The sequence below is a fragment of the Leifsonia sp. 115AMFTsu3.1 genome (assembly GCF_004362795.1).
Lineage (GTDB): Bacteria > Actinomycetota > Actinomycetes > Actinomycetales > Microbacteriaceae > Leifsonia.
This window is the reverse complement of sequence record NZ_SNYB01000001.1, coordinates 601,703-625,486: the sequence shown is the minus strand read 5'-3', so window position 1 is coordinate 625,486 and position 23,784 is coordinate 601,703. Positions and strand designations below refer to the sequence as shown.

At 68.5% G+C, this 23,784-nt stretch carries 24 protein-coding genes; 11 read left to right on the top strand and 13 right to left on the bottom strand.

Going from position 1 to position 23,784, the window contains the following annotated elements:
- Positions 1 to 6 precede the first annotated feature (6 nt).
- The 6 genes from AXZ95_RS03155 to AXZ95_RS03130 all read right to left on the bottom strand — a co-directional run bounded on the left by AXZ95_RS03155 (position 7) and on the right by AXZ95_RS03130 (position 8,169).
- Positions 7 to 918 (bottom strand): carbohydrate ABC transporter permease, encoded by a 912-nt coding sequence (locus AXZ95_RS03155; RefSeq protein ID WP_018189550.1) that lies wholly within the window; start codon positions 916 to 918, stop codon positions 7 to 9.
- Entirely contained in the window at positions 905 to 1,783 is an 879-nt protein-coding gene (locus AXZ95_RS03150; protein WP_018189549.1) for a sugar ABC transporter permease, read from the bottom strand. The genes AXZ95_RS03155 and AXZ95_RS03150 overlap by 14 nt, the downstream gene beginning before the upstream one ends.
- Before the next feature lie 53 nt (positions 1,784 to 1,836).
- Positions 1,837 to 3,084 (bottom strand): extracellular solute-binding protein, encoded by a 1,248-nt coding sequence (locus AXZ95_RS03145; RefSeq protein ID WP_269209382.1) that lies wholly within the window; start codon positions 3,082 to 3,084, stop codon positions 1,837 to 1,839.
- Positions 3,085 to 3,142: 58 nt separating this feature from the next.
- Positions 3,143 to 4,519: a GH1 family beta-glucosidase gene (locus AXZ95_RS03140; RefSeq protein WP_018189547.1), complete on the bottom strand. Its 1,377-nt coding sequence runs from the start codon at positions 4,517 to 4,519 to the stop codon at positions 3,143 to 3,145.
- A 97-nt stretch (positions 4,520 to 4,616) separates the two neighbouring features.
- On the bottom strand, positions 4,617 to 7,454 hold the full coding sequence (locus tag AXZ95_RS03135; RefSeq protein WP_231374323.1) for a discoidin domain-containing protein: 2,838 nt from the start codon (positions 7,452 to 7,454) through the stop codon (positions 4,617 to 4,619).
- Between the two features lie 112 nt (positions 7,455 to 7,566).
- Complete coding sequence (locus tag AXZ95_RS03130) at positions 7,567 to 8,169, bottom strand: TetR/AcrR family transcriptional regulator (protein ID WP_018189545.1); 603 nt, start codon at positions 8,167 to 8,169, stop codon at positions 7,567 to 7,569.
- A 122-nt stretch (positions 8,170 to 8,291) separates the two neighbouring features.
- Here AXZ95_RS03130 and AXZ95_RS03125 point away from each other — a divergent pair, with 122 nt between their 5' ends.
- The 5 genes from AXZ95_RS03125 to AXZ95_RS03105 all read left to right on the top strand — a co-directional run bounded on the left by AXZ95_RS03125 (position 8,292) and on the right by AXZ95_RS03105 (position 13,014).
- A complete protein-coding gene (locus AXZ95_RS03125) occupies positions 8,292 to 9,068 on the top strand; it encodes an SDR family oxidoreductase (RefSeq protein ID WP_018189544.1) in 777 nt (258 codons plus the stop codon).
- 86 nt (positions 9,069 to 9,154) lie between these two features.
- Positions 9,155 to 10,330 (top strand): SpoIIE family protein phosphatase, encoded by a 1,176-nt coding sequence (locus tag AXZ95_RS03120; RefSeq protein ID WP_018189543.1) that lies wholly within the window; start codon positions 9,155 to 9,157, stop codon positions 10,328 to 10,330.
- 5 nt (positions 10,331 to 10,335) lie between these two features.
- Positions 10,336 to 12,279, top strand: a complete 1,944-nt coding sequence (locus tag AXZ95_RS03115; protein ID WP_133638843.1) for a glycosyltransferase family 2 protein — start codon at positions 10,336 to 10,338, stop codon at positions 12,277 to 12,279.
- Positions 12,276 to 12,608: an STAS domain-containing protein gene (locus tag AXZ95_RS03110; protein ID WP_018189541.1), complete on the top strand. Its 333-nt coding sequence runs from the start codon at positions 12,276 to 12,278 to the stop codon at positions 12,606 to 12,608. The genes AXZ95_RS03115 and AXZ95_RS03110 overlap by 4 nt, the downstream gene beginning before the upstream one ends.
- A complete protein-coding gene (locus tag AXZ95_RS03105) occupies positions 12,601 to 13,014 on the top strand; it encodes an ATP-binding protein (RefSeq protein WP_018189540.1) in 414 nt (137 codons plus the stop codon). The genes AXZ95_RS03110 and AXZ95_RS03105 overlap by 8 nt, the downstream gene beginning before the upstream one ends.
- Before the next feature lie 57 nt (positions 13,015 to 13,071).
- Here AXZ95_RS03105 and AXZ95_RS03100 read toward each other — a convergent pair whose 3' ends face one another.
- Positions 13,072 to 13,851 (bottom strand): alpha/beta fold hydrolase, encoded by a 780-nt coding sequence (locus AXZ95_RS03100; protein WP_018189539.1) that lies wholly within the window; start codon positions 13,849 to 13,851, stop codon positions 13,072 to 13,074.
- 50 nt (positions 13,852 to 13,901) lie between these two features.
- Between AXZ95_RS03100 and AXZ95_RS03095 the strand changes: the two genes are divergently transcribed.
- Complete coding sequence (locus AXZ95_RS03095) at positions 13,902 to 14,315, top strand: MarR family winged helix-turn-helix transcriptional regulator (protein ID WP_018189538.1); 414 nt, start codon at positions 13,902 to 13,904, stop codon at positions 14,313 to 14,315.
- 14 nt (positions 14,316 to 14,329) lie between these two features.
- Here AXZ95_RS03095 and AXZ95_RS03090 read toward each other — a convergent pair whose 3' ends face one another.
- A complete protein-coding gene (locus AXZ95_RS03090; RefSeq protein ID WP_018189537.1) occupies positions 14,330 to 15,100 on the bottom strand; it encodes an SDR family NAD(P)-dependent oxidoreductase in 771 nt (256 codons plus the stop codon).
- Between AXZ95_RS03090 and AXZ95_RS03085 the strand changes: the two genes are divergently transcribed.
- From AXZ95_RS03085 to AXZ95_RS03065, 5 genes are all read left to right on the top strand, one after another.
- Positions 15,099 to 15,539, top strand: coding sequence for a MerR family DNA-binding transcriptional regulator (locus AXZ95_RS03085; RefSeq protein WP_231374321.1), 441 nt, complete (start codon positions 15,099 to 15,101; stop codon positions 15,537 to 15,539). The genes AXZ95_RS03090 and AXZ95_RS03085 overlap by 2 nt on opposite strands.
- Before the next feature lie 229 nt (positions 15,540 to 15,768).
- On the top strand, positions 15,769 to 16,506 hold the full coding sequence (locus AXZ95_RS03080; RefSeq protein ID WP_231374320.1) for a cohesin domain-containing protein: 738 nt from the start codon (positions 15,769 to 15,771) through the stop codon (positions 16,504 to 16,506).
- Positions 16,503 to 18,392: an amidase family protein gene (locus tag AXZ95_RS03075; RefSeq protein ID WP_231374319.1), complete on the top strand. Its 1,890-nt coding sequence runs from the start codon at positions 16,503 to 16,505 to the stop codon at positions 18,390 to 18,392. The genes AXZ95_RS03080 and AXZ95_RS03075 overlap by 4 nt, the downstream gene beginning before the upstream one ends.
- 94 nt (positions 18,393 to 18,486) lie before the next feature.
- Positions 18,487 to 18,882 carry a RidA family protein gene (locus AXZ95_RS03070; RefSeq protein ID WP_018189533.1) on the top strand — a complete coding sequence of 132 codons (396 nt, stop codon included), beginning with the start codon at positions 18,487 to 18,489 and terminating at the stop codon, positions 18,880 to 18,882.
- 72 nt (positions 18,883 to 18,954) lie between these two features.
- Positions 18,955 to 19,257, top strand: a complete 303-nt coding sequence (locus AXZ95_RS03065; protein WP_018189532.1) for a YciI-like protein — start codon at positions 18,955 to 18,957, stop codon at positions 19,255 to 19,257.
- 19 nt (positions 19,258 to 19,276) lie between these two features.
- Here the strand turns inward: AXZ95_RS03065 and AXZ95_RS03060 are convergent, their stop codons facing one another.
- The 5 genes from AXZ95_RS03060 to AXZ95_RS03040 form a co-directional block, all read right to left on the bottom strand.
- On the bottom strand, positions 19,277 to 20,041 hold the full coding sequence (locus AXZ95_RS03060) for an SDR family NAD(P)-dependent oxidoreductase (RefSeq protein WP_018189531.1): 765 nt from the start codon (positions 20,039 to 20,041) through the stop codon (positions 19,277 to 19,279).
- An 86-nt stretch (positions 20,042 to 20,127) separates the two neighbouring features.
- Positions 20,128 to 20,691 carry a TetR family transcriptional regulator gene (locus AXZ95_RS03055; RefSeq protein ID WP_018189530.1) on the bottom strand — a complete coding sequence of 188 codons (564 nt, stop codon included), beginning with the start codon at positions 20,689 to 20,691 and terminating at the stop codon, positions 20,128 to 20,130.
- Positions 20,692 to 20,781: 90 nt separating this feature from the next.
- A complete protein-coding gene (locus AXZ95_RS03050; protein ID WP_018189529.1) occupies positions 20,782 to 21,213 on the bottom strand; it encodes a VOC family protein in 432 nt (143 codons plus the stop codon).
- A gap of 251 nt (positions 21,214 to 21,464) precedes the next feature.
- Positions 21,465 to 22,241 (bottom strand): hypothetical protein, encoded by a 777-nt coding sequence (locus AXZ95_RS03045; RefSeq protein WP_133638779.1) that lies wholly within the window; start codon positions 22,239 to 22,241, stop codon positions 21,465 to 21,467.
- 13 nt (positions 22,242 to 22,254) lie between these two features.
- Positions 22,255 to 23,538: a hypothetical protein gene (locus AXZ95_RS03040; protein ID WP_133638777.1), complete on the bottom strand. Its 1,284-nt coding sequence runs from the start codon at positions 23,536 to 23,538 to the stop codon at positions 22,255 to 22,257.
- Positions 23,539 to 23,784 lie beyond the last annotated feature (246 nt).

Genomic DNA, 23,784 nt, shown 5'->3' with positions numbered 1-23,784 from the left:
GGTGGGTCACTTGAGTCCGGAGAGGGCGAAGCCCTGCACGACGTAGCGCTGGAAGACGACGAAGACGATCAGGATCGGAACGACCATCAGCGTGGAGGCGGCCATCTGCAGCGACGGGTTGGTGGCGATCTGCTGGTTGAGCAGGGAGAGTCCGACGGAGAGCGTGTAGAGGTTCTGGTCGTTGGCGATGATCAGCGGCCAGAGGAAGCTGTTCCAGCCGGCGATGAAAGTGAGAACGACCTGCACCGCGAGGATGGGGCCGGACATCGGCAGGATGACGCGGAAGAAGATACGCCACTCCCCCGCCCCGTCCATCCGGGCCGCCTCGACGATCTCGGTGGGGATGGTCGCCATGAACTGCCGGAAGAGGAAGACCGCGAAGCCCGAGACGAGCATCGGCAGGGCGATGCCGATCAAGGTGTTCGTCAGTTTCATCCCGTTGAGGATGAGGTAGCTCGGGATCATCGTGACCTGGCCGGGGATCATCATGGTCACCAGCACGAGGAAGAACAGGGCGTCGCGTCCCGGGAAGCGGAACTTCGCGAACCCGTAGCCGGCCGCGGCCATGAGCAGAAGGCCCGCCATGCAGATGACCACGATGATCAGCGTGTTCAGGAGGTACCGGCCGAAGTCGAGCTCGGTGAAGAGCTGGACGAAGTACTGGAAGGTGGGCTCCTTCGGCAGGAGCTGTGGCGGGTAGGCGACGGATTCGCTGCGCGGCTTGACCGACGCGAACACCATCCAGAGGAAGGGGAACGCGGTCGCCAGCGCGCCGATGGCGAGCAGCGCGCCGATGATCACGGTGCCGACGCGGCCGCGGCGCACACGGCGACGGGGTGCGGCCGCGGGCTCGTCGTCGCCGGGCCCGTCGGTGACGAGCCGGCGGCTTCCGCGGGCGAGCAGCTCAGTAGTCGACATCGGATCTCCTCAGGCGCAGCTGGACGACGGTGATGATCGCGATGATCGCGACGAGCACGACCGAGCCGGCGCTGGCGTAGCCGAACTGGCTCGACGAGAAGCCCTTCTGGTACAGGAAGAGCGAGATGGAAGTGGAGGCGCCGAGCGGGCCGCCCTTGGTGAGCACGAACGGCTCGTCGAAGAACTGGAGCCAGGCGATCACCGTCGTGATGGTCACGAAGAAGATCGCGAACCGCAGCAGCGGGATCACGATCGACCAGGTGCGGCGCGCGCCGGAGGCCCCGTCGATCGATGCGGCCTCCAGATACTCCTTCGGCACGCCCTGCAGGGCGGCGAGGAAGATGATCACGTTGAGGCCGAGCCCCCGCCAGACGGCGACGAGCACGACCGAGAACTTGACGACCGTCGGGTCGGAGAGCCAGGGCACCGGCGGCAGCCCCACCAGCGACAGCAGGTAGTTGAAGAGGCCGAACTGCGTGTTGTAGAGGTACCCCCACACGAGCGCGACGGCGACGATGGCCGTGATGGCCGGGACGAAGTAGAAGGAGCGCAGCGCACGGAAGAACCGCCCCTGCGACCGGTTGAGGGCGAGCGCGATGAGGAGCGAGAGCACGATCACACTGGGCACGCCGATGAAGGCGAACAGCGCGGTGTTCCCCAGCGCCTGCCAGAAGGCGGGATCGGCGAACAGGGCCGCGTAGTTGTCGCCTCCGACGAACTGGATGCGCGACCAGTTGCCGAGTCCGGCGAGGTTCATGTCGGTGAAGCTGACGAGGAGGGCGACCGCGATCGGCAGGATGCCGAACGCGATCAGGAGCAGCATCGCCGGGGCGACGAACGTGTAGGGGACGAGTCGGGTCTTCATGGCCTCATGGTCGGCGGTGCGCGGCGACCGGGGCCACCGCGCACCGCCGGGTCTCATTTCGCGGACGTTCCGCTGGTGGTGGTGAACAGGTTCTTCAGCGTCTCGTCGCGATTCGCGCCGGTCAGCACGATGGAGTTCAGCGAGTCGAGCAGCGCCTTGCCGGTCTCACCGTCCCAGTTCGGGACGAGGGGCAGCAACCGCGACGAGGCGAGCTGCTTCGTGTAGACCGCGACCATCGGGTCGGCGGAGAGCTTCTCGTCCTCCAGCGCCTTCGTGACCGTCGGGAGCTGCCCGTCGGACTCGTACCACTTCACCTGCACGTCGGGCTGGGAGAGGTAGTCGAGCAGCTGAAGGGCACCCGCCTTGTTCTTGGTGGAGCCCCAGACGCCGAGGTTGGAGCCGGCGAGGAGGGACGTGTCCTTCTCGGCCGCTGGGACCGTCGTCACGTTCCACTTGCCGGCGAGCTCGGGAGCCGCCTGCGAGATCGCCGCGGCCAGGTACGGTCCGCTCACCAGCATGGGCGTCGTGCCGGTCACGAACCCCTGGGTCTGGTCGAAGTCGCTGTTGGTGGGAACGCTCTTGTCGGCGTAGAGGCCGGTGTAGAGGTCGACCGCCTTCTCGAACTCGGGCGAGTCGAAGTCGACGGTGCCCTTCGAGTTCACGATCTCGCCGCCCTGGTCCCACGTCATGATGACGGGGAGGGCGCTGTCCCACTGCGGGATGTAGTAGCCGTACGAGCCGTTGCCGCGCGCGGTGAGCTTCTTCGCGTCGGCGCGCAGTTCGTCCCAGGTGGCCGGAGGAGCGTCGATTCCCGCGGCGCCGAGGATGTCGCTGCGGTAGAACAGCACGCGGGTGTCGGACACCCAGGGCACCGAGACGACCTTCCCTCCGATGGCGGTGGCATCGCCGGCGACGCCCTCGACGAAGTTGGATGCGGCGAGGTTCGGGTAGTCGCCGAGCGTGGCGTCGTCCAGGGTCATCAGCGCGCCGCTGTCAGCGTAGGTGCGCAGCTTGGAGAGACCGATCTGGACAACGTCCGGTCCGTCTCCGGAGGCGACGGCCGTCGTGAACTTCTGGTCGACGTTGTCCCACGGGATCGCGACGGTCTTGACGTCGATCCCGCTCTTCTCCTCGAACGGCTTCACGAGCGCGTCGAAGTGGGCGGAGCTGTCTCCCATGACCCAGACGGTCAGGTCCTTTCCGGCGGTCGCGTCGCCGGACGAGCCGGAGGAGGAGCAGCCGGCGAGGGTGGCGGCGGCCAGGGCGGCGGTGCCCAGGGCGAGCCAGCGCATTCTCTTCATCGAGATTTCCTTTCGGGTGTGCAGGGGTGTGCAGGTGGGTGCGGGTGGTGGATGCCGGCTATGGGAGGTCGGCGGTGGTGAGACGGGCGTGCTGCGACACGAGGTCGCGGTACCAGCGGGCGCTGAGCTTGGGGATGCGCTCCTGGGTGCGGTAGTCGACGTAGACGATCCCGAACCGTTTGGAGTAGCCCTCCGCCCACTCGAAGTTGTCGAGCAGGGACCAGACGAAGTAGCCGCGGAGGTCGACGCCGGAGGCGATCGCCCGGGATGCGGCGGCGAAGTAGCCGGCGAGGTAGGCGACGCGGTCCGTGTCGTCCACACCGCCTTCCGGGTCGACGTAGTCGTCGAAGCTGGCGCCGCTCTCGGTGATGTAGACCGGCAGGCCGGAGTACTCGCGGGAGATGCGGAGCAGCACGGCGTGCAGCGAGTCCGGGATGACGGACCAGCCGAACGAGGTGGTCGCCGGCTGCGCGGGGGTCTCGCGCACGCCGAACGGGGCGGCCGGGTCGGCCGTGGCGATCACACGCTGGTAGTGGTTGAGGCCGACGAAGTCGACGGGTGCCGAGATGAGCGCGGGGTCGCCGTCGTGGATGAGGTCCGCGAGCCCGTGAGGATCGAGGAGGGCGTGCACGCCGGCGCCGTACTCCCCGCGGTACACCGGGTCGAGGAACACCCGGTTGCTCACGGCGTCGAGGCGGTCCGCGGCAGCGGCGTCGTCCGGCCCCTCCCCCGCGACGATGTCGGTGACGATGTCCGTCACGCCTACCCGCGCACCGGGCAGAGCGGAGCGCAGAGCGCGGAGGGCCAGCCCGTGCGCGAGGTTGAGGTGGTGTGCGGCCGCGGTGGCGAGCCGGAGGTCGCGCCGGCCCGGCGCATGGGCTCCGTAGCCGTAGCCGAGGAAGGCGGAGCACCACGGCTCGTTGAGGGTGATCCAGTCCTGTGCGAGGTCGCCCAGCGCGTCGGCGACGCGGGCGGTGAACTCCTCGAAGCGCAGCGCGGTCTCCCGCTCCGGCCAGCCGCCGAGGTCCTCCAGCGGCTGCGGCAGGTCCCAGTGGTAGAGGGTCACGAAGGGCCGGATGCCGCGCTCGGCGAGCCCCGTCAGCATCCGCCGGTAGAAGGCGACGCCCTCCGGGTTGAGCGGGCCGCTCCCGCTCGGCTGGAGTCGCGACCAGGAGAGCGAGAACCGGTACGCGGTGAGACCGAGCGACGCGATCAGGTCGAGGTCGGCGTCGAGCCGGTGATAGTGGTCGCAGGCGATGTCACCCGTGTCTCCGCGATGCGTGAGGCCGGGCGTGTGGCTGAAGGTGTCCCAGATGCTCGGGCCGCGTCCGCCCTCGGCCGCTGCGCCTTCGATCTGATAGGCCGCGGTGGCGACGCCCCAGAGGAAGTCCGGGGGGAAGTCGACCGGGAGGCCGCTCGGGTCGGTGAGAGTCATGGAACTCCTTCGTTCTTTCTCTAGGTCTTAGAATAAGGCATGGATCAGCAGGGATGCAAGAGGCCGGCCCGCAGGCCGGCCTCTTGTCCCCGTGTTCTCAGTACGACGAGTAGACGGTCACCTCGTCGATGGTCCACCACTGCGGCGCGACGCCGGTCTGGGTGATCCGGATGTAGCGCGCGGTGGTCGGGGCGATCGAGATCGGCCGCTTCCAGCCGTACGCGATTCCGGTGGCGGCGGTCGACCAGGTGGAGCCGTCGAGAGACGTCTCCACCGTGAAACCGCGCGGGTAGTCCCACTTCGAACCGCTCGCGGTCTGCACGGTCACCATGGCGACCGTGCGGTTCGCGCCCATGTCGATCCGGTACCACTCACCGCCGGCCATCGCCTGCCCGCTCTGCCACGACGTGCCGTTGGCGCCGTCGATCCCGGCGGCCGCGGACGAGCCCGCCGCGGTCGTGGAGGCGGTCGCTGTCCACCCGGTGTGACTGATCGCCGCCGGCGAGAAGGTGGACAGGCCACCCGCGTACTTGGCGATCGTTCCGACGAACCGGGTGTTCTGGGTGAAGTTCGACGTTCCGAACTGCGCGAGCTTCGACTGGAACGTGGCGGCGTCGTCGCTGTTGATCACCGGGACCGGCTTGCGGTTGTCGTAGTAGAGACCCCAGTAGGCGAAGCCGTCGTCGGCGGAGCCTTTGACCTTGTACGACCAGTTCGACCACGAGACGCTCGACGCGTTCAGACCGGCCATGAACCGGGCCCAGACGTCGTCGTTGTAGTACAGCGAGTACTCGCCGTAGAGGATCGGAACCCCGGGGTCGGAGAGCTTGGCCGCGAGGCCGCCCAGCTCGTTCGTGACGAGCTGGTTCTGCGCCGTCCAGTCCTTCGAGTTCGGCATGTCGTACGGGTGGTACTCGTAGGCCACATTGGTCCAGCCGTACGTCGACGGCGGCGCGATCTTGTCGAGGCCGAAGAACGCCCCGAGGAAGATCGTGTGGTCGGCGTCGATCGCCCGGACGGCGTCGTAGAGGCGGTCGTAGTACGCGCTCTTCTGGGCCACGTCGTCCGTGTCCTCGCCGTAGTCGATCAGCGGCTCGTTGATGAGGTCGTATCCCGCGACGGCGGGATTGCCGTTGTAGCGCGTCGCGATCTTCTTCCAGATGTCCTCGACCCAGTTCTGGTAGGTGGCACTGCCCCAGAACCCGTTCGGGTTCGGACCGATCCGGCCGCAGGAGCCCCACGGGCAGCCTCCGCCCGGCACCGTGTGCAGGTCGATGAGCGTGTAGATGCCACGGGAGGCGGCCTGGCTCACGACCCAGTCGATCTTGGTCCACGGGTTCGACTTCCACGTCCCGTCGAGGTTGAGGAACACGTTCCAGCCGATGGGCACGCGGATGAAATTCATCCCGGTGGCCTGGATGTTGTCCAGGTCGGTCGCGGTGAACCAGGTGTCCTGATGCGTGCCGACCACCGAGGCCGTCGTCGCCGTGCCGAACCGCGAGGTCATCGTGTTCGTCAGCGAGTAGTCGTCGTTGTAGAGGCCCGCCGTGAGCTCGCCGATCGACCACCAGTTGCCCGCCGATCCGGTCTGCGTCAGGCGCACGTAGCGCGCGGCCTGGGCCGTGAACCCGATCGTGGTGGCCTTCCGCGTTCCGACACCGGAGGCCACGGTGCTCCAGGTGGAGCCGTCCCGCGACAGCTGGAGGCTGTAGCCGCGCATCCAGTCGTCCTCATCGGTGGTGTTCTTCGCCGTGTCCGTGGTCACGTTGTTGAGCGTCACGAGCGCGCCCATGTCGACGGTCACGGTCTGCCCGGGAGCTTGCGCCGCCCCGGTCGTCCAGCGGGTTCCGGTGTTGCCGTCGAGCATGGCGGCCGGGGTCGCGCCGACCGACGAGACGACGGACCAGCCGCCGCGGTCGAGGGAAGTGCCGCTCGAGATCGCGACCTCCGCGACCGACCACCACTGCGTGGACGTCCCGTTCGAGACGATCCGGAGGTAGCGGCCGTTCTTGCTGCCCTGGAAGTCCGCCTGCGTGACCCGGTTCGAGCCGTATCCACTCGCCACCTGGGTCCAGGTGGTGTTGTCGTAGGACGTGAACACGTCGTAGATGCGCGGGTAGTCGTTGGCCGTGGCCGCGCCGGCGTCGAAGAGCACCTTGTCCATGTCGACGTTGCGGCCGAGGTCGATCGTGAGGCTCTGCCCGGGCGCCTGGGCCGCCCCCGTCTGCCACACCGTCGAGGTGTTTCCGTCGAGGACCATCTGCGCGGTGGTGCCGGGCGCGCTCGCGGAGGCTGTGGCGGTGTGCGTTCCGTTGAAGAGCACCGGGTCGCTGTAGAGGTTGATCTCCCCGACCGACCATGGCGTCGCCGCCGTGCCGGTCTGAGTGGCGCGCACGTACCGGGCGACCTGCGGAGTGAACTTGACCGTGGTCAGACCGTCCGTCCCCGCCTGGGTCGCGACGCTCGTCCAGGTGGTGCCGTTGGTGGACGTCTCGATGTTCAGGGCGCGCGGCCACTGGCCGGCGTTGGCCGTGTTGTCGACGGTGAGCCGGTTGAAGAGCGTGTTGGCGCCCAGGTCGAGCCGGATCCACTCCCCGCCGGCCTGGTTGGCCCCGGTCGTCCAGCGGCTGGTGCCGGAGCCGTCGAGGGCGTTCGCGGCGGTGCCGGCCGACGCAGTCACGGTCCATCCTGTCCGGTCGGCCGCGAACTCGCCGAGCGGCGACATCCAGTCCTCTTGCGTGAGCCAGCCGCCGATGTTCGTCCCGCGGAGATTGACGGTGGATCCGGTCCCCGACGCCTTCTTCAGGACGTTCCCGTTGGCCTTCAGGAAGTCGGTGGCGGTGAGAGCCGCGGCGTTGGCCGCGGTGACGGGCAGGACGGCTGTCGCCGCCACGGCCGCGGCTGTCACCAGCGCGGCCACTACGTATCGTTTCACGATCCTCCTTGATCGGTACGCGGAACGTCTGGTCGTTCCGTCGCACGTAGCATCGCGAGGACCGTGTCACTTTGTCAAGAGCTTAAATTAAGCCAAACCCTAAGCGACGACGTCACGCCGAGCCGCCGGGGAAGGCCCGGAGCGCGCGCTCCGCGACCGCCATCAGGGCGCGGCGGGATGCGCCGGCGGCCGCTTGCACCGCGAGGCCGGCGCTCACGGTCGAGAGGTAGCGCGCGAGCTCGGTCGGACTCTCCCCCGGCGGAAGGTCGCCCTCCGACCGCGCGCGCCGGAAACGCTCGGCGAACCTCCGCTCGCCTGCTGCTCTGCTGTCGGCGAGGAAGCGCACGATCCGCTCGTCCTCCGGACTGCCCGCGAGGCCGCCCTGCACCGAGAGGCACCCCGCCGGCTTGCCGGGCCGGGTGATCGCCACGACGTTGCTGCGGAGGTAGTGCTCGGCGACGGCCCGTGCCGTCGGCTGGGCCAGCGCCTCGGAGACGTACGCCATGTCGACCGCCGAGTAGCGCTCGACCGCGCGACGGAACGTGGCCTCCTTGTTGCCGAAGGCCGCATAGAGGCTGGGCCGTTTGATGCCCATGGCATCCGTCAGATCGTCGAGCGTCGTCCCCTCATACCCCTGGCGCCAGAACACCTCGATCGCGCGATCGAGCGCGTCATCGGTGTCGAATCCCCGGGGGCGCCCTCGCGTCGCCGTCATCTGCGATCCCTTTCTGTACTGAGCTGGAAAAAATTATCGCTCAGACGGAATACTCGGGCAAGCTCGTGGTTTTCTGTACCAACTGGAACAGAATCCAGGACAGAGAACCGGAGGACATCATCATGAGCACCGCATCCACCACCGCAGCACCGACCACGCCCCTCACCCTCGCCGGCAAGCGAGCCCTCGTCACCGGGGGCTCCCGCGGCATCGGCGCCGGCATCGCCCGCTCGCTCGCCGCCCACGGCGCCGAGGTCGCGATCACCTACTGGTCGTCGCCCGAGCGCGCGACGGCTCTGGTCGATGAGATCACCGCCGCCGGAGGAACGGCTGTCGCCATCCGAGCGAACAACGGGGACGCCGCGGCGGCCCGGCAGGGCGTCCGCGACGCCGTCCAGGCGCTGGGCGGCCTGGACATCCTGGTCAACAACGCGGGAGGCGGATGGTTCGAGCCGTTCACCGAGACGCCGGACGAGCACATCGAGCACACCATCGACCTCAACGTGCGCGGCACCGTGTACACGACGCAGGCGGCGCTCGAGAGCCTCCCCGACGGCGGGCGCATCATCACGATCGGCAGCGTCAACGCCGAGCGGATCCCCTTCACCGGCGGTGCGGTCTACGGGCTCACGAAGGCCGCGATGGTCGGCTTCACCAAGGGGCTCGCGCGCGACCTCGCCCCGCGCGGCATCACCGCCAATGTGGTCCAGCCGGGCCCGATCGACACCGACGGCAACCCGGCCTCGGGCGAGGCCGGCGATTACCTCGCCGGGTTCACGGCGTTCGGCCGCTTCGGCCACAGCTCCGACGTCGGCGAGCTGGTGTCGTGGATCGCGTCCGACGCCGCGGGTTACATGACCGGCTCCGCGGTGACGATCGACGGCGGCTGGACGGCCTGAGCCGATCGGCCCGCGGCCGAAGTCGGACATCGATCGACTTCGGCCGCAGGCCTGGCGCGGGGTAGACCGCTCGGTACGATGGGGGCATGGTCGTCGACGCGGACTCGGTACAGCAGGCAGAGTTCCGGCGACAGCGGGCGCTCGCAGGCCTCGGCATCCTCGATTCGGGGCCGGAGGCACGGTTCGATCGCATCACGCGGTTGGCCCAGCAGCTCTTCGACGTGCCCATGGTGAGCATCACGCTCATCGACCAGAACCGCCAGTGGCGCAAGTCGCAGCTGGGCCTCACAGCCGAGGCGCCGCGCGAAGGCGCGTTCTGCGATGTCACCGTGCGGCAGGATGCCGCCCTCATCGTGAGCGATGCCTCCGTGGACGAGCGGTTCAGCGACAACCCGTTCGTCCTCGGCGACCCCCACCTCCGCTTCTATGCGGGCGAGCCGCTGCACGCCCCCGGCGGCGACGCCGTCGGCACGCTGTGCGTGCTGGACACGGTCCCCCGCGAGCTGAGCCCGGAGCAGGAGCGCGTGCTGCGCGACCTGGCGGACTGGGTGCAGGCCGAGCTCGACCGCGACGACGAACTGGACCGTGCGGCCATCGCCCAGAAGGGGCTCCTCCCCCGGCGCCAGCCGCGCGCTCCCGGCTTCGACGTCGCTGCGGCGTGCGAGCCGTCGCGCGGCGTCTCCGGCGACTTCTACGACTGGTACGACGTCGACGACGACTTCTGCGTCTCGGTCGCCGACGTCATGGGCAAGGGAATGGCCGCCGCGATCGTCGCCGCCTCCGTGCGCACCGCTCTCCGCAGCGCGATGGACCTCGCCGACCTGCAGGCGTCCGTCGAGGCGGCCTCGCGCGTCGTCGAGGAGGACCTCGACCAGTTGGCGACGTTCGTCACCCTGTTCCACGCCCGCGTGCATCCGGACGGGACCATCGACTACCTCGACGCCGGTCATGGGCTGGCGATCATCGTGCGGCACACCGGGCGGTTCGAGCGGCTTCCCGCCGGATCCCTGCCGCTCGGTCTGCCGGTGTTCGAGCCGCGGACGCCCGGACGCATCCAGCTCGGCCCGCGCGACGCCCTCCTGTGCGTCAGCGATGGCATCCTCGATGCGCTCGGCGGCGACCACGCCCTGACCCGGTTGGAGGCCATCGTGCGCGGATCGGCGACAGCGGCGGGTGCGGTGTCCCGCATCCTCAGCGCCGCCCGGCAAGGCATCCCGATCGACGATATGACGGCCGTGGTCGTGCGACGGAGCGATCGGTGAGGCCCGTGCTGCTGCGCGTCGTCGCGCTGCTCGCCGTCCTCGCGGGCGTGAACTACGTGGTCTGGCGGTGGCTCGCGTCGGTCAACTGGGAAGCGTGGTGGATCGCCGTCCCGCTCGTCATCGCCGAGACGTACAGCCTCGTCGACACCTTCTTCTTCGCGCTCACGATGTGGCGCATCCGCATCCGCAACGGTCCGGACGCCCCGGCTGCCGGCACCGTCGACGTGTTCATCACGACCTACGACGAGCCGGTCGACCTGGTCATGACCACAGCGGCCGCGGCCCGGCGCATCCCGTACCCGCACACCACCTGGGTGCTCGACGACGGCGACCGGCCCGAGATGCGCGCCGCCGCCTCCCGGGAGGGCGTCGGCTACATCACGCGCACCGAGGACTGGACCGACAAGCCCCGGCACGCCAAGGCCGGCAACCTCAACAACGCCCTGCTGCAGACGGACGGCGAGTTCCTGCTCATCCTCGACGCCGACCAGATCCCCGAGCCGGAGATCCTCGAGCGGACGCTCGGCTACTTCGCCGACCCGAAGGTCGCGCTGGTGCAGACACCCCAGTTCTTCTCGAACGTCGACGACGCCGACCTGCTCGGCAACCAGGCGCCCCTGTTCTACGGACCCATCCAGCAGGGCAAGGACGGCTGGAACGCGGCCTTCTTCTGCGGGTCCAACGCCGTGTTGCGCCGCGACGCCCTGATGCAGCTCGGCATCTCCGGCTACGTCCGGGACGTCGAACGGACCGTGCGCACGTCCCTGCGCGCCGCCGAGCGGATGCTCACCAAGACCGAGCGCGCCTCCCACCTCGACCCGGAAGCGGCCGCCCTCGTCGGCGAGCTGCGCGGACACGTGCACGAGGCGAGCGAGAGCCTGCGCGCCGGACAGAGCGTCGGCGAGGTGACCTTCCGGCTCCGGGAGCAGGTGGATGCGGTCTCGCGCGCCGCCGTGCGCGGCCACCTGACCTCGGTCGAGGCGGACCTCGCGGCGATCGCTCAACTGCCCGTCCAGGCCGACTCCGAGCTGCCGGCGTTCGTCGTCGACGAGGTCGCCCTCGACCGCCTGGCGGAGCGCGACTGGTCGCCCCTCGGGGCCATCGAGTCGGTGCAGAGCATCACCGAGGCCCTCGCCGTCGACCGTCCGGACCAGGCGCAGCCGGTCATGCCGATGGCGACGATCTCCGTCACGGAGGACATGGCCACAGCGATGCAGCTGCACGCCAACGGCTGGCGCAGCGTCTACCACCACGAGCTGCTCGCGACCGGGCTCGCCCCGGAAGACCTCGGGACGATGCTGAAGCAGCGCCTGCGCTGGGCACAGGGCACGCTCCAGGTCATGCTCAAGGACAATCCGCTCCTCAAGCGCGGACTCGACGCCGGGCAGCGGCTCATGTACTTCGCGACGATGTGGAGCTACCTGGCGGGCTTCGCCGCGATCGTCTACCTGGCGGCCCCCGCGATCTACCTGCTGGCGGGCGTCATGCCGGTGACCGCCTGGAGCGTCGACTTCTTCGCCCGCTTCATCCCGTACTTCGTGCTGAGCCAGCTGATGTTCCTGATCGGCGCGCACGGCATCCGCACGTGGCGCGGCCAGCAGTACGCGCTCGCCCTGTTCCCGCTGTGGATCAAGGCGTGCTGGACCTCCGCAGCCAACGTCTGGTTCAAGCGTCCCCTCGGCTTCGTCGTGACTCCGAAGGAGCGCAACGGCCGTGCGCCCGTCCCATGGCGCGAGATCTGGCCGCAGCTGACCGCGATGGCACTGCTCGTCATCGCCGCGATCGTCGGAATCCTGCGCGTCATCGCGGGGACGGCCGACGGCGTCGGGACACTGGTCAACACGGTGTGGGTCGTCTACGACCTGGTCGTGCTCAGCATCATCCCCCGCGCCGCCCTGTACCGAGGCCCCGCCGCTCACGCGGCGAGGAAGGAGAACCCCCCGCGATGAACATCACGACGACACTCCGCGACGACGGCGTCGCCGTCCTCGCGGTGGAGGGGCGGATCAACCTCGTCAGCGCCCCGGACCTCCGGCGCGCCGTTCAGAGCGTCGTGGACGAGGGCAGCGCGCGCGTCGCCGTCGATCTCAGCGCCGTCGAGTTCATCGACTCCTCCGGCCTGGGCGCTCTCATCAGCGGCCTGAAGACCGCCCGCACGGCCGGTGGCGATCTGCGGCTCGCCGCTGCGACCGAGCAGGTCACCAGCGTGCTGCAGCTGACCAACCTCGACCGCATCCTGCGCGTCTACCCGTCGCCGGACGACGCCTACCGTGACTGAGCCGTTCCGGGACGCGTTCCGGGCGCCGGCCGACCTGGAGACGATCGGTCGCGTCCACGAGAGCTTCGAGCGGCTCGCGGAGCAGCGGCCGGACCTCCCCGCGCAGGTCCGCGGGGCGTTCGAGCTGGCCGTCGTCGAGGCGGTGACGAACGTCGTCACGCACAGCGAGGACGACCGTCCGGTCCGCGTCGAGCTCGTCATCCGGACCACGACCGGTGGCCTGGAGGCGATCATCACGGATGACGCACCTCCCGCCGATGTGGATGTGGCCGATCCGGCCATGCCGGAGGCGGAGGACCTCGCCGAATCGGGTCGTGGCCTTGCGCTGATCACCATGCTCGTGGACCGCTTCGAGCACGACACTCTCGACGGGACCGGCAACCGCTGGCTGCTCGCGCTCGGCTAGGCCGCGTTCGGCCGGCGCGCGGGCCTCACCCTCGCGCCGGTCTCACCGTCGCCGGTCTCACCGTGCGCGGGCGAGGAACGGGTCGATGACGGCCCAGGTCGCGTCCGGCGCCTCGAGGTGCGGGAGGTGCCCGGCGGCGGGCACTTCGGCGAACTCCGCACCGGGGATCGCGGCGGCGACCGCACGGCCGTAGGCGGGCGTGACGATGCGGTCGCTCTCGCCGAACACGACGAGGGTCGGAACGGCGATCGTCGCGAGCCGGTCGAGGAGCGTCGGGTCGCTCATGCTCCCCCCGGCGACGGCGGCCATGGTCCGGCCGTTGGACAGCTGCACGGCACGCTGCTCGTCCGTGAGCTGGGCCGGGTCGCGGTATCCGCGGTCCGGGTCGTGCCACGCGGCCTCGGCCAGCCCTCGGGCGTCGAGGGCGAAGAAGTCGGCGACCGGCTCCCCCTCGACGACCGCGCCGACGCCGTCGATGTCGATCACCGCGCCGATCACCCCGGCATACCGTTCGTCGGCAGCGGCCTGAACGGCCATCTCGAGGGCGATCCAGCCGCCGATCGACGATCCGATCAGGACGACGCCGTGCTCGCCGCCATCGAGGAGACGCGTCAGGTACGCGGAGGCGAGGTCGCGGATCGACGCGATGTCCTCCGGGCGGGCGGTTCCCTCCCAGCCCGGATGGGTCGGCGCAGAGGCGTGCATGGTGGCGCCGAGATGGCCGACGATCGGGGCGACGGTCTGCGGGCCGCCGCCGCCGTGGAGCACCAACGCGGTGCGGCCGCTCGGGTCGCCGGCCTGGAGGGTGGGCAGATCTTTGGGAAGTGAGGGATTCATGATGCGCCTATCTAAACATGTTTATCTACGAATGTTGATACAGTAGCACCGTGACCACGGATCTGGAACAGCTCGGCCTGGCGATCAAGCGCGCGCAGTACCGCAACCACCGGACGATGGACGCCGCTCTGCGCGACGTCGGCGTGAGCCTGGTGCAGTGGGACGCGTTACGGGCGATCGAACGGATGCCCGGCGCGTCCGGCCACGACCTCGCCGTGACGACCTTCCAGAGCGATCAGGCGTTCGGCACGCTGGCGAATCGCCTGGTCGAACGGGGTCTCATCTCGCGCGCCGCCGGGCGTGGGCGACGCATCGAGCACTCGCTGACGGAAGCCGGGAGGGATGCGCTGCGCGCGGGGCACCGCGTCGCCGCGGACGTGCTCGAGGATCTCTTCGCACCCCTCGACGAGAGCCAACGTGCCGCGCTTGCCGCCGGACTCCGGCTCCTCACGGAAGAGCAGTAGAGCGCGGGAGTCGGCTAGGCGCCCATCGCGCGTCGGGCGATGGCCGTGATGACACGGGCAGGAAGCAGCCGGATTGCCGCAACGGTCACGGCGTTCGCGGCGCCATCCACCACCGCCGGGCCCGCGCCCTCCAGCGCCCGCAGGACGGTGCGCGCCACCTGGGCGGGCTGACGCATCCCCTTCCTCTGCGAGGAGTTCATCGGTGTCCGCGTCGGTCCCGGGCTGACGGCGACCACCCGCACCCCGGCATCCCTCGTCTCCGCCCACAGCGCCTGGGTGAACGAGAGGACGTAGGCCTTCGATGCGGCGTATGCGGCCAGGACGGGCGCGGGAGCGTAGGCGCCCGTGCTCGCGACGTTCACGATCGCGCCGTGCCCGCGCTCCACCATTCCGGCCACGACGGATGCGGTGAGTTCGGTCAGCGCACCGACGTTGAGCTCGACGAGTCGGCGGAGGACCGTGGGATCCGAGTCCGCCACGAACCCCCGCGAGCTCATGCCCGCGCTGTTGACCAGGAGCTCGATCTCGATGCCGGCGTCTTCGACGGCCTCGAGCACGTGGGCGACCGCTCCCGGCTCGGCGAGGTCGACGGCGATCGTGAGCACGGCGACGCCGAACCGCATCTGCAGGTCGGCGGCCGCGACCTCCAGCTGACGCGCATCCCGGGCGACGAGGACCAGGTGGGTTCCGTTGAGTGCGAGCTCCGCGGCGATGGCCGCGCCGATCCCGGTCGAGCCGCCCGTGACCAGGGCATGGCGATCCTTCAGCTGCGTCAGTGATGTCATGAGGGCTAACCTAAACATTGACGTCAATGTCAAGGTCAAACGGAGGTGGATCGTGCGGATCGGCGAGTTGAGCACGCAGACCGGTGTCAGCACGCGAGCCCTCCGCTACTACGAGCAGCAGGGCCTCATCCACAGTCGCCGCCTCCCGAATGGCTACCGAGACTACGGCCCGCAGACCGTGGACGTCGTGCTGTTCGTCCAGGACCTCTTCGCCGTCGGCCTCCCGTCTCGGCTGCTTCGCGACATCATCCCGTGCGTCGCCGAGGGCGGCACGTCCTCCCCGCCCGAGGATCTCCTCGCCCGCGTGATGGCGGTCCGCGACGACCTCCTCCGGCAGGAGCGTCGCCTCCGCGAGCGCCGAACGACGCTCGACGACTACCTCGCCGGCCGGCTGCTCCCGTCCGGAGCCGCCGCCGTGCACGAGTCCCAGTCTGTGTAATCGTTCAGAAACACGTTCGCCCGCTCCGCGAAACAGCGGCCCCCTAGCGTCGACCCTGTCGATGGCGCCGCTCTCTCAGCCGCCGGCCCACCCCCGGGGCCGGTACTGGACCGTTCGCCGGTCGTGCTCTTCGACGCCGCGAGTCTCCCCTTCCTGCCGCTGACGGCGGTCGCATCGGCGACCCCACCCGCCCGCGAGCCCCCTCGCCCGCTCCGGAAGGCACTACCCGATGCATCACACCCCCAGGCGACTCGTGCGCCTCCTCGCCGCCGCGGCGGCCGCGCTCGCCGGCCTCGGCCTCGCGGTCGGCGCAGCGGCGCCCGCTGTCGCGGCGCCCGCGGTGACCGGCACCACGGTCTCCGCGCCGTCCGCCGTCACCGCCGGCGACTCGTTCACCGTGACCGTGACCCTGACCGGCGCGACCGACGTCTTCGGCTACGAAGCGGTACTCGCATTCGACCCGGCCGTCGTGGCGTATGTCGACGGCAGCGCGGTCGTGCCCGCCGGAGGATACGACGCCGTCACCACCTCCTCGGGCACCGTGGACGTCGTCTACACGCGGCTCGGCACCTCCCCCGCGCTCTCCGGCACCATCGCGTACACCCTGACGTTCACCGCGAAGGCCGCGGGCTCGACGGCGTTTACGCTCGGCTCGCTCTCGCTGGTGGATCCCGCTTCGGCCGTGACGCCGCTGTCGAACGCCGCCGTGAGCCCGGCCGTCGTGGTCTCGCCCGCCTCGGTCCCCGGCCCGCCCACCGGCAGCGGTCCGTCCACCGGGTCCTCGCCTGGCTCGGGCTCCGGCGCGGGCGCGGCGACGAGCTCGTCCGCATCCACCTCCGATGACGACCTGGCCTCGACCGGCTCCGATGTCGCTCCGTACCTGATCGCCGGCGCCGTGCTGGTCGTGCTCGGCGCGGCCGTCGTCCTGATCGCAGTCCGCCGCCGCCGTGCAGGAGAAGCCCGATGACCGCCCGCAGACCCGCCCAGAGGAGCGACACCGCCATGCACACCCGAACAACTGCCCGCCGCGCCACGACCACCGTCGGCGCGGTCGCAGCGCTTGCCGCTCTCGTCGCCACCGGCGCCGTCGTCGCTCCCGCCGCAGCCGCCCCCGCGGCGAGCGCCGCCGAGCCGTTCCTCGCGCCGTACTACACGGCTCTCGACCTGACCGGGGACAAGCAGGTCACGAAGGCCGACCTCGACGTGCTGACCAACCACCTGGGCGCCACCCCTGCATCGGCGGGCTGGTCCACCGTCGCAGCTGCCGACTCCGACACGGACGGCGTCATCACCGTCAAGGACGTCGTCGCCCTGTCGCAGCGGATGATCTACGACGACGGGCCGTTCGAGTTGGTCGAGGCCTCCGCTCTGGACATGCAGGCCGCCATGAACGCCGGCGTCACCACCTCCGTGAAGATCACCCAGGAGTACCTCGACCGGATCGCCGCGCTCGACCGGACCGTGGTCGACCCGGGGGCCGGCGGCCGCGCGCTCAACTCGATCATCTCGACGAACGCCCAGGCGCTGACGATCGCAGCGCAGGCCGACGCCACCCGCGCGCAGAAGGGGATGACGAGCATGCTGCTGGGCGTCCCGATCGCCGTCAAGGACAACTACGACACCGCGGACATGCCCACGACCGGTGGATGCGGCTGCTGGGACGCCAACCAGACGAGCGACGACGCGACCATGGTGAAGAACCTCCGCGCGGCGGGAGCCGTCATCCTCGCGAAGGCCAGCCTGGACGAGTTCGCGTACGGGTTCGTCTCCGAGTTCTCCTCGTTCCAGGACCCGGGCAAGACGCTGCTCGTCGCCAGCCCCCTGAACACCACGAAGACCGCCGGAGGGTCCAGCGGCGGGACGGGCGCGGCCATCGCGGCGAACCTGGCGGGCATCGGCTTCGGCACCGACACGGGAGGCTCGATCCGCGTGCCGTCGACCTACAACTCGCTGGTCGGCATCCGCCCCACCGTCGGCCTCACCAGCCGCGACGGCATCATCCCGCTCGCCCTCACCCAGGACACCGGCGGCCCGATCGCCCGCAGCGTCACCGACGCGGCGGTCGCGCTCGACGCCGTCACCGGAGTGGATGCAGCCGACCCGATCACGGCGGAGCAGCAGGGCCACGTCCCCGACTCGTACACCGCAGCTCTCGACCCGACGGCGCTGAAGGGCAAGCGGATCGGCATCGTCACCTCCATGCTCGGCAGCAATGCGACGGTCCTCCGACTGTGGGCGGACGCGAAGGCGAAGCTGGAAGCGAAGGGGGCGACGGTCGTCGAGATCACCACCGTTCCCGCCGCCTTCACGGCGACGCTGAACGAGGGAAGCGGCAGCACCAACGAGTTCAAGCACGACCTGAACATCTACATCCAGAACCACCTGGCCCCGAACGTCACCGCGCGGTCGATCGACGACATCCTGGCCAGCGGGCGCAACGTCACCTCCCGCAACAGCATCTACACCTCGCGCAACAACGTGACCGACGCGCAGTACCAGGCGTGGGCGGGCCCGAGCGGAACGCACACGGCGGCGATCGCCACCGGCAACGCGACCGTGACGCAGCTGATGAACGACAACGCGCTGGACTCGCTGGTGTATCCGAGCGGATCCCCGTACAGCACCATCAGCACGAACATGCGTCTCAGCCCCAACACCGGGATGCCCGCCATCACGGTGCCGATGGGGCAGGCCGTCGCCGCCGACGGAACGAACCCCGTCGTCGGCGCCAACGTCAACCTCGAGTTCCTCGGGCGCGACTACGACGAGAGCGGCATCATCGGCCTGGCCTACGCGTTCGAGCAGGCGACGCAGGCGCGGGCGACCGCGCCGCTCTACGGCCCGCTGAAGTAGGGCGACCGCCCGTTCGAGACGAGCGCCCCGGCCATCCCGCCGGGGCGCTCGTCTGCCCCTGGCCACCGCGGACGCCACAGGTCATAGTGAGCGCATGCGCGAAGTGATCAGCACCCCGGATGCACCGAGCTCCCCGTTCTACAGCCAAGGCGTGAAGTCGGGGGACTTCATCCATATCTCGGGCCTGGTGGGAGTCGACGTGAAGACGGGGAGACCCGTCGGCCCCACGATCCAGGAGCAGACGCGGCAGGCACTCGCGAACTGTCGCGCAGTTCTCGCGGCGGCGGACGCCACCTTGGACGACGTCGTCGAAGTCGGGATCCTCCTCAGCGACCCGGCCGACTTCGCCGGCATGAACGAAGAGTACCGATCATGGTTCCCGAGCGAGCCGCCCGCTCGGTATGCGGCGAAACTCGGCGCCGTGATCCCCGACGTGCTGATCTCCATCCGCATGACCGCCTACGTCGGCGGACGCCGGAGCGGCTCCTGATTCGTTTCTCTGACACCTCGCGTCGGTAGGCTCGATCGCAGCAGCCGACCGTGAGCAGAGAGGAATAGACGCATGCATGCCGTGCTCGAGTACACCTACGGCGACGACTACCTGACCGCTCGGGAGGCGCACCGCTCGGCCCATCTCACGGCAGCGTGGGCTGCCGTCGATCGCGGGGAGCTCGTGCTCGGAGGCGCTGCCGGGGACGGCCCGTTCACCGGCCTCCTGATCTTCACCGGCGAGGACGCGCTCGAGACCGCGCGTTCTTTCGCCGCCGTCGATCCGTACGTCACGGAGGGCGTCGTCAGATCCTGGACCGCCCGCCCCTGGCGCACCGTCGTCGGAAACGACGCAGCCACGCCGGTGCACCCGTAAGCGCAGCTCGGCTCTCAGCTCACCAGCTCTGATCGGCCGCGCGGACGAAGACCTCGTTGACGGCCACGCGCCGGTCGCTCGTCACGATGTAGGCCACGGCGTCCGCGATGTCCTCCGGCTTCAGCCGTTCGATGGCGCCGGTCTGCGCCTCGACACCGGCCCGGAGTTCCTCTCGCGTATGTGATGCGAGTTCGGTGTCGACGTTCCCGGACTCGACGACACTGACGCGGACCCGCTGTGCCTGCATCTCCTGCCGAAGGGCTTCGGTGAAACCGTTGACGCCGAACTTGGTGAGGTTGTAGACCGCCGTCCCCGGACGGGCGACGCGCCCGGCCGAGGAGCTGATGTTCACGAGATCCGCGGTTCGCCGCGGTGCGTCGGAGGCCGCCTTCACCAGATGAGGCAATGCCGCGCGCGACATGTACAGGAGCCCGAGGATGTTGACGTCGACCATCCGCTCCCACTCGCCTTCCGGCGCATCCGCGAAAGGCCCGACGAGCATCGCGCCGGCGTTGTTGACGAGCACATCCAGCCGCCCGAACGCTGCGACGGCCTGCTCCACGGCGCTGTCCGCGCCCGCGCGAGTGGTGATGTCCGCGACGACCGCTCTCGCCGCACCACCGTTCGACTCTATCTGCTCGACCACCTGATTCAGGCGCTCGCCACGGCGCGCGACGAGTACGACCGCGGCGCCCTCGGCGGCGAGCTTGCGAGCCGTAGCGGCGCCGATACCGCTGCTAGCGCCGGTGACCAGCGCGACTGTCCCTGTGAGTGCGTTCGACATCTCCCTCTCCTGACTGACGGCATGCGGAGCCGACTCCGGTTAATGTAGCACAAACGGAGCCGACTCCGTATACGGAGCAAAACGAGTCAGGGTCGCTGCGCCACCAGCCCGTCGATCAGGAGGGAGACGAGGCGCGAGGCGAGTTCACGCTGACGCTCGTGCTCCGCGATGAGGGTGATGCCGCCGAGCGCCATCAGCACATCGTGGGGAACGATGTCAGGACGGAGCACACCGTCTCGCCGGCCGGCGTCGACGAGCGCGCTCACCGCACCCTCGAGGGCCTCCCGGCTCTGCGCCCTCAGCCCGTCGCGAGCGGCGAGGATCATCGGGAGGGCGTCCGACATCCCCTGTTTCGTGAGCATGTAGTCGACGAAGCGCTCCATCCACGCCCGCAGCGCATCGATCGGCGGTTGCTGTTCCAGCAGTTCTTCGGCCGCTGCGGCCAGCCGAGCGTTCTCACTCCGGTACACGGCCTCGATCAGGTCCTCGCGCGTGGGAAAGCGACGGTACAGCGTGCCGATCCCCACGCCCGCTTCCGCGGCGATCGCCTTCAGCGAGGCGTCCGTGCCCTCCCGCGTGAAGGCCGCCGCGGCGACCTCCAGCAGTCGTTCGTGATTGGCCTGCGCATCGGCCCTCAGGGGTCGAGCCACTGTGTCCTCCTTGCCGGATGGACGATGTCGTCTCATCCTCCGCCGTAAGCGGATCTAGCTCCGCTTAGATCCTAGGCGACCGACGCGGAGCTACTGCAGGCAGAACTCGTTGCCCTCCGGGTCGCGCATCATGATCACGAACTCCTCGTAGGGGCCCCAGTACCCGAGAAGGGTCTTCTCCTCGGTGGCGCCGAGGGCGATCAGGCGGTCGCGCTCCGCTTCGAGCTCCTCACGCGAGGCGCGGCGGTCGTCGAACGGCGTGATGTCGAGGTGCACGCGGTTGCGCTGCCGTCGCTCGTGCCGGTACCGACTGAAGTAGAACCGTTGATGTGCCGGGTTCTGATCCCACGCTTCGGCGCGATCCGCGATCTCCTCGTCGGTCATCCCGGAGGCCTTGAGCTCTGCCACATCCTCCGGGTCCCAGCCGGTGGGTTCCGGGTAGCCCATCACGGCGCTCCAGAAGCGCGCCAACTCGGTGGGATTCTCGGCGAAGAACGTCACGTTCGCAATCCGGGCGGTCATGCGTCGAGGATAGCGATCCGCGGTCTCAGCCGCCGCATCGCTGGGAGGCCGCTTTCCCCGTGGGCCATACGGACGAGCGACCTCCTTGCGATCGAGAAGGTTGACGTCGCAGAGCCCTTCCGCGCACGCGTACCGGATGGGGCAATCCATTATTGGGCTTGAGTATTCATACTTCAAGGACAGCAGAGCCTTGATTTCCATTCGCAGCCGGTCCAATATGTGCGATTCCAGCTAGTGCCAGCTGCTCTCCGTCACCACCATCGGAGAGTGCTTTGCCGCGTCTTCGCCGGCTTGCCCCACTTTGCTCGTGCAGCCACGTCCTCTTTGCGCGCAGTGCGCCATTCAGAGATGCGCGCACCCAGTTGGCCGGCGCGAATGTCGTAAAGGACCACGCGCAGCCACAGCATGGCCCCTCGAACCCTTTGCCGGGTGCGGCTCGGCGAAGGGTAAGAAGTCTGCATCCATCTTGCGATCTGAAGGTGACGGTTTTTGATGACGACTGATTGGTCATAGTGGTTCTGAATCATCCATTCATAAACCTCAAGCAGGACGTCACGCCTCCGCTCCGGATACGGCCAGTTGTGCACCGCGAGTCGTATCCCAGTTAGGGCCGACGCGATAGTGACCCGCGCTTCTTCAAATGAGAGTCGGCCCTCGCTCCAATCTCGCGCTACGTAGATGACTTGCACGCCTCGCGACGTGAAGTAGCCCCCAATGGTTGGATCTCGAATCGCACTTGAGAAGCGCGTCTGAGCCTCCCCTAAGGCCGTGAAGCCAGTTGTCATGTTTGGGGCGACCCCGACCTCGAGGAACGCCTCTGGGCTGAGTTTGGATAGGGCAAGTTCGAAGTCGTCGGCGGCCGCCTTTTCAGGGCCGAAATTTCGATTGTCTCGCTGATCTCGGGCGGCCTGGCCGGCGATTCTAATCCCCCAGACCGCCAAAATGACGGCAAGTAGGCTCGCGACCGTTTGAACCCCCGAGGACAGCCCGTTGAGCGCAGCCAGAATGCCAGTAGCGGTTGTCACCACGGTCCGTTGCACCTCACCGCGTCCCTTTCAAGAGAGCTCCGAGGATCGCATCGCGGCCCCCGAGTCTGGGCGCCTTGTACGCGGAGTAGATCCATTGAAGCACTCCGGTAGTTGCGGAAACCGCAATAGCCTTGGCAACCGATGCGTCCCCCGTCATGCCAGCGGCAGCGAGGTCGACACCACCAGTGATCGCAAAGTTGGACCCCATAGTCCTCAAGGACGAGAGCGTCGAGGACGCGTTCACCCGTTTGCTCAGCTTCTCGACCTGCGGAAGCAACGAATCCTCGACGTGCGCCACCAATTCGGCGGGATCATCATCACGGCATGCTCGTTCGAGCTCTCGGAGGCTTCGCCGCCAGTCCTCGAAGTCCGCTTCAGACTGTCTCATCTTCACCGCCGTTCGCAGATCGAGTGCAAGGCCGGGAACGAGTAGCTCTGCGACGGTCGGCAACGTTGTTAGAGGAACGTTCCGGCCATCGATTTTGGCGCTGAGGCGGGATGCTTTAGCCCTTAACAGATCGAGCGACGCCGGCGTGTCTGGGGCATACACCGCGCCGTAGTTGTCCGCGATACCGAGGGTCTTTGCGAGGTAGTAGTACGAGGGCTCAGCCACCAGACTCGAGTCATTGTGGTAACCGCGTTCATTGATTGTTACCCGGCCGCCGCGAATGTTGTCCCATACCTGCAGCTGTTGCTCTGCTGGTGCATCGTCGTAGCGGCGATAGACCTGCCACATCGCAGGGTCCCGCAGGTCATGCCGCACGGAAGCTTCCAAAGGTTGACTCCGGGAGAGTAAAACCGGGAATTGGGGCCTCGCTTGTAGAACACCCGAACGGAGCAGCGGCTCAGCAGACACAACAGAGGTGATTATCTGCCAGAGCCGCGACTTCGCCTCGTCTGGATCCGCTCGAATGGCCCCGTACGACTGAGTCTCAGCCATTTCACGGGGGCCAACCGTTTGAACGGTCACGCCCCGCCCCATGTGCACAGGATGGTTTGAGCGCAACCGATCGGTGTCAGAGAAGAAATAGTCGGCTAGCGGATCATGAACGAGGACACGAAAGTAGTAGAGCAGAGCGAGCGTCCGTTCGGGCTCCATGGCACCTGTGCCCCAATGTGCACCGAGCCACCCGCCGAGATAGACGCAACCCTCTGGGACTGGCTCCTCAACGGCCGCTGCCGCATATTCAAGAACCCGATCTCGCAGCTCATCGACCTTCGACAGCTGTAAGGACATGACCTGATGCTCCGTCGGGTATTCCCCGAAGAAGTTCTCTATGACGTCGAGTACCGACATCACAGGGCCCCTTCGCGCCTGGTCCACTCCCTCAGTTGGCATATGCCGGTTCACCTCCTCCTGGCCCTCAATGAGAGTCACTCTGAACGTTAGTGGTCACCAAGGACCGAGGAGTAAAAGGAGGCGAGCAATAACGATCCCCGTCCTACAACCCTACGGTTCTAAAATGTCTCACTGGGATGCCGCGAGCTTGCTGAGGTCACGAAACCAAGTGCTTTCGAGTCTCATGAGTCTGTGTCCAGCCCA

Bases quoted from the DNA above. Each gene is read 5' to 3' on its own strand.
- AXZ95_RS03155 (WP_018189550.1), bottom strand. From the start codon at position 918: ATGTCGACTACTGAGCTGCTCGCCCGCGGAAGCCGCCGGCTCGTCACC.
- AXZ95_RS03150 (WP_018189549.1), bottom strand. From the start codon at position 1,783: ATGAAGACCCGACTCGTCCCCTACACGTTCGTCGCCCCGGCGATGCTG.
- AXZ95_RS03145 (WP_269209382.1), bottom strand. From the start codon at position 3,084: ATGAAGAGAATGCGCTGGCTCGCCCTGGGCACCGCCGCCCTGGCCGCC.
- AXZ95_RS03140 (WP_018189547.1), bottom strand. From the start codon at position 4,519: ATGACTCTCACCGACCCGAGCGGCCTCCCGGTCGACTTCCCCCCGGAC.
- AXZ95_RS03130 (WP_018189545.1), bottom strand. From the start codon at position 8,169: ATGACGGCGACGCGAGGGCGCCCCCGGGGATTCGACACCGATGACGCG.
- AXZ95_RS03125 (WP_018189544.1), top strand. From the start codon at position 8,292: ATGAGCACCGCATCCACCACCGCAGCACCGACCACGCCCCTCACCCTC.
- AXZ95_RS03120 (WP_018189543.1), top strand. From the start codon at position 9,155: ATGGTCGTCGACGCGGACTCGGTACAGCAGGCAGAGTTCCGGCGACAG.
- AXZ95_RS03110 (WP_018189541.1), top strand. From the start codon at position 12,276: ATGAACATCACGACGACACTCCGCGACGACGGCGTCGCCGTCCTCGCG.
- AXZ95_RS03100 (WP_018189539.1), bottom strand. From the start codon at position 13,851: ATGAATCCCTCACTTCCCAAAGATCTGCCCACCCTCCAGGCCGGCGAC.
- AXZ95_RS03085 (WP_231374321.1), top strand. From the start codon at position 15,099: ATGAGGGCTAACCTAAACATTGACGTCAATGTCAAGGTCAAACGGAGG.
- AXZ95_RS03090 (WP_018189537.1), bottom strand. From the start codon at position 15,100: ATGACATCACTGACGCAGCTGAAGGATCGCCATGCCCTGGTCACGGGC.
- AXZ95_RS03080 (WP_231374320.1), top strand. From the start codon at position 15,769: ATGCATCACACCCCCAGGCGACTCGTGCGCCTCCTCGCCGCCGCGGCG.
- AXZ95_RS03075 (WP_231374319.1), top strand. From the start codon at position 16,503: ATGACCGCCCGCAGACCCGCCCAGAGGAGCGACACCGCCATGCACACC.
- AXZ95_RS03070 (WP_018189533.1), top strand. From the start codon at position 18,487: ATGCGCGAAGTGATCAGCACCCCGGATGCACCGAGCTCCCCGTTCTAC.
- AXZ95_RS03065 (WP_018189532.1), top strand. From the start codon at position 18,955: ATGCATGCCGTGCTCGAGTACACCTACGGCGACGACTACCTGACCGCT.
- AXZ95_RS03060 (WP_018189531.1), bottom strand. From the start codon at position 20,041: ATGTCGAACGCACTCACAGGGACAGTCGCGCTGGTCACCGGCGCTAGC.
- AXZ95_RS03050 (WP_018189529.1), bottom strand. From the start codon at position 21,213: ATGACCGCCCGGATTGCGAACGTGACGTTCTTCGCCGAGAATCCCACC.
- AXZ95_RS03040 (WP_133638777.1), bottom strand. From the start codon at position 23,538: ATGTCGGTACTCGACGTCATAGAGAACTTCTTCGGGGAATACCCGACG.